Below are 3,824 nucleotides of genomic sequence, written 5' to 3'. Positions count from 1 at the left end.
CCTCTTGCCATGATGATCATCATACCCATATCGCGCGCGCTCGTTGACGATGTCAGCCAAGCCGCCAGCCGACCTCCTGCGTAAAACTTTCGTAGAAGGTCCGGTCATAGGCTTGCTCGGGCGTTGCGCGCACGCGTTCGTCAAGGCGCTTTGCGTCCTCGCCCACAAGAATGCGCCACCGCTCCGCCTTCACGCCGTCGAGAATGATTTTCGCGGCCTGGGCAGCCGTCGTCGGCGCGTCCTCGAGGAAGCTGCGGGCGCGCTCGGCGAACGCCGCCTGGATGTCGTCGTCGGACATTTTGTCAGCATCCGGCACGCCGGCCGCGACCATGCGCTTGCGGGTCAGCGCGACCTCGTCGGCGTTGAGCCGGTCGGACCCGTCGCTGCTCTGGACCTTGCGCGAATTGGAGACGATCGAGGTGCCGACGTGGCCGGGCATCACCACCGAGCACTTGACGTGCGGTGCGTGGAGGCGGAGGTCGTTGATCAGCGCTTCGGTAAATCCTTTCACCGCGAACTTCGCCGAGCTGTAGGCAGTGTGCGCCTGGTTCATGCCGATCGAGGCCCAGAAGCCGTTGACGCTCGCGGTGTTGACGATGTGGGCCTCGTCGGCCGCCACCAGCATCGGCAGGAAGGTGCGCACGCCGAGATAGACCCCGCCCCAGCAGATGTTGAAGGTGCGCTCCCACTGCTCGCGCGTGTTGGTGAACAGGCTGCCGCCGCCACCGATGCCGGCGTTGTTGAACAGAAGATGGATCCGGTCGGTCTTCTGCTGCTCGGCGAGCTCGTCGCGGAAGCGCTTCAAATGATCCTCGATCGAGACGTCGGCGACATGCGTCGTGACGCGCAGGCCCTGCGGCAGCTTCTCGACCTCGCACAGCCGCTTGGTCTCCGCCATCGCGGCTTCCGAGACGTCGCACATCGCGACATTGCAGCCCTCGGCGACCAGTTGCCGCGCGAGCTCCCGCCCCATGCCCGTGCCGCCGCCGGTGATGACGGCGATCTTTCCTGCAAAATCCTTCATGGGACTTCGGTCCCTCCCCTTGTCGGTATGCTTCTTCGTCGCTGCGCGACCTCAGCGAGCCGCACCCAAAATGTAGCAGCACCGCATCCGCGGGTAAAAGCGGATGGGCGCTGCCATCTTCACGTCAGTTATTTCGGCCCGCGGACTATTCGGCCGCCTCGACGCGCGCCCCGTTCAACGCGCCGAGAGCCTCCAGCGCCTTGCGGATGGCGGCCTGCTGCGCCGGCGAGGCCTCCGGCATCGGTGCGCGCGGATAGGTTTTCGGCAGGCCCTGGAGCGTCTGGGCGTAACGCGTGCAGGCCGGCAGATTGTCGGCGATAACGGCATTCCACAGCGTCAGCAGCTTTTTGTGCAGGTCGAGCGCGCGCGGATGGTCGCCCGCCTTCACCGCATCCCACAGCGCGACCGAGGCATGCGGCGCCGCGGTCAGGATCGCGGCGATCGAGCCATGAGCCCCGAGCGTGTAGGACGGATACATCAGGGCATCGACCGCGCTGTAGATCAGCTTGTCCGGTGCCATCATCATGAGGTCGGCAAACAGCTTGAGATCGCCCGCGCTCTGCTTGACGCCAACCACCAGCGGCACCTCGGTCATGATCCGCACCAGCAGCGCCGGCGACAGATAGGACCACGGCACCACGTTGTAGATGATGATGGGCATGCCGGTCTCGTCGGCCATGGCGCGGAAATGCGCCACCATCGCCTCGTCGTCCGGCTTGAACAGATAATGCACCGGCGTGACCTGGAGGGCTGCGACATTCATGTCGCGCACGAGCTTGCCGCGGCGGATCGCATCGCGCGTGGAGTCCACGATGATGCCGGCGATCACGGGGATGCGTCCCCTCACCGCCTCGAGCGTCGCGGCCATCAGGTCGCGATATTCCTCGTGATCGAGCGTGTGGCCCTCGCCGGTCGAGCCGCCGGCCGCGACGCCATGCGCGCCGGCGCCGATCATCCAGTCGACCTGAGGCGCCACGAGCCCAAAGTCGATCTCGCCCTCTTTGCGGAACGGCGTCGTCATCGGCGGGATCACGCCGGTCGGTCGTGCTGTCATGGTCTGCCCTCGCGTTTCCGTGGCCCTTGTGGCGGCCCCGCTCTTTTGGCGGGTATCCACAGCCTGTGAGCCTACCGGTTGCGAGGGGCGTGTGAAGGCCTGCCCGGCGCGGCGCTGCCCTCACAATCAATCATTCCTGTGGTCATCCCCTCCGGTTCCCGTATTTGTCCGGCTTCGGGTTAGGGGCAATTTTTTTACAATCCGAATCGTCAAATGGGGGTGGACGCTGGGTCGAGTCGGCCAGGCCAGCGTGTTGTTTGTGTCACAGGCTCTGGCACTCCGCTTGCATCCTCTTCGTGGTCAGAAACTACCGATGAGGTGACAGGAATGTTCGTGACCGTCGTAGCCGTGCTCTGCCGGCTTGGTGCATCTGCCTCGGGCGCTTGCGTCGAGGAAATCGTGACCGACAGCAACATGACGCCCGAAATGTCGATGATGCAGTGTGCGATCGGCGCACAGGCACCCTTGGCGAAGTGGATGGGCGAGCATCCGATCTATCACGCCAACTGGCGCCTCGAGCGCTACAAATGCGTGCCGGGTCACTACGAGATCAAGGGCCACGCCTAAGGCCCCGCAAAACTACGTTACCTGAGGAAACGCCCGGGGCCGCCCTTTGCTCCGCTCGGGCTCGCAGCGCCAGACCCCATCGCGGCGGCGCGCTCTGTGACAATGATCACACCTTATCCCCTTAAGCTACCGCACGCAGAATCATCGCACGCGCCTGCCGCCCTTCCGGCGTCGGCATCAGCGCGTAATTGTGCGGCTGGCCGCGCCGCAGATGCAGCTCGACCGGCACGCCTGCGGCCCTTGCCCTCTCCGCGAGATCGACACTGTCGGGATAGAGCAGGTCGCGCGTGCCGGAGAAGATGAGCATCGGCGCGAGCGAGCGGAAGGCGCCGTTCAAGGGGCTGACGAAGGGGTGGCCGACATCGAGCTCGCCGGCATAGAGCCGCCCCGCCTCGACGATCCCCGGAATGTCCTGCATGGGATCGCGCGCCGCGATCGCGACCTGCTCCGGACGGCTGATCGACGCATCCGCGGCCGGCGAGATCAGCACCAGCCGATTCGGCTGCCGGTGCCCGCGATCGCGCAGCCACTGGCAAGCGGCAAGTGCGAGGCCAGCGCCGGCCGAATTGCCGACCACCGTGACCTTCGCGGACCCGGCATCCTCCAGCAGCATCCGCAGCAGTTCGGCCGTCGCCGGCACGAGGTCTTTTGCGGTCGCGCGGGGTGCGAGTGGATAGATCGGCACGACGCAAACGACGCCCGCCTCGCGCGTCATCCGGCCGACGAAGCGCCAATGCGCCGGCACGATCTCGTTGATGAAGCCGCCGCCATGCAGGAACATGACGTAGTTGCAGCCTTCATGGCCCGAGGACGGCGCGGTGTAGTAGACCGGCCATCCACCCATCTTGGTCAGGGTCGCCTCGACGCCGCGGCCCAGCCCGGTCGGCTCGTGCGAGGCCGGCTGCAAGGCGAGCTTGCGCACATGCGCCTGCACGGCCTCGGCTGACGCCAGTTGCTGCTTGAACGGAAGCAGCCCGAGCAGCATGTTGAAGACGCGGCTTTGCAGGCTTGGTGCGGGATCGCGCCGGGCCGGCGCACTGAAGACGCAGCCGCCCGGACAGAACTGCAAGGCCGACACGATCCTGGCAACGCTCATGGCCACATCCCCATCTGGCTCTTTCGACACGGCGACAAAGGGGCTTGCCGACCCGCCGCCATTTCCCGCTATAATGCGAGCAT

General features: G+C 65.7%; 4 protein-coding genes. 1 reads left to right on the top strand and 3 read right to left on the bottom strand.

Going from position 1 to position 3,824, the window contains the following annotated elements:
- Positions 1-52 precede the first annotated feature (52 nt).
- On the bottom strand, positions 53-1,024 hold the full coding sequence (locus tag ACXJL8_RS36130) for an SDR family NAD(P)-dependent oxidoreductase (protein ID WP_456620215.1): 972 nt from the start codon (positions 1,022-1,024) through the stop codon (positions 53-55).
- Between the two features lie 145 nt (positions 1,025-1,169).
- Positions 1,170-2,078: a dihydrodipicolinate synthase family protein gene (locus ACXJL8_RS36125; RefSeq protein ID WP_456620216.1), complete on the bottom strand. Its 909-nt coding sequence runs from the start codon at positions 2,076-2,078 to the stop codon at positions 1,170-1,172.
- A 327-nt stretch (positions 2,079-2,405) separates the two neighbouring features.
- Here ACXJL8_RS36125 and ACXJL8_RS36120 point away from each other — a divergent pair, with 327 nt between their 5' ends.
- Positions 2,406-2,645 (top strand): hypothetical protein, encoded by a 240-nt coding sequence (locus tag ACXJL8_RS36120; RefSeq protein ID WP_027547402.1) that lies wholly within the window; start codon positions 2,406-2,408, stop codon positions 2,643-2,645.
- Between the two features lie 121 nt (positions 2,646-2,766).
- Here ACXJL8_RS36120 and ACXJL8_RS36115 read toward each other — a convergent pair whose 3' ends face one another.
- Entirely contained in the window at positions 2,767-3,741 is a 975-nt protein-coding gene (locus ACXJL8_RS36115) for an alpha/beta fold hydrolase (protein WP_456620217.1), read from the bottom strand.
- Positions 3,742-3,824: the final 83 nt, after the last annotated feature.

This window comes from Bradyrhizobium sp. P5_C11_2 (assembly GCF_054049755.1).
The sequence above is the reverse complement of the archived record's forward strand: the minus strand, read 5'-3'. Positions and strand labels throughout refer to the sequence as shown.

Excerpts from the sequence above, each read along its gene's own strand:
- ACXJL8_RS36125 (WP_456620216.1), bottom strand. The coding sequence starts at position 2,078 with ATGACAGCACGACCGACCGGCGTGATCCCGCCGATGACGACGCCGTTC.
- ACXJL8_RS36130 (WP_456620215.1), bottom strand. The coding sequence starts at position 1,024 with ATGAAGGATTTTGCAGGAAAGATCGCCGTCATCACCGGCGGCGGCACG.
- ACXJL8_RS36120 (WP_027547402.1), top strand. The coding sequence starts at position 2,406 with ATGTTCGTGACCGTCGTAGCCGTGCTCTGCCGGCTTGGTGCATCTGCC.
- ACXJL8_RS36115 (WP_456620217.1), bottom strand. The coding sequence starts at position 3,741 with ATGAGCGTTGCCAGGATCGTGTCGGCCTTGCAGTTCTGTCCGGGCGGC.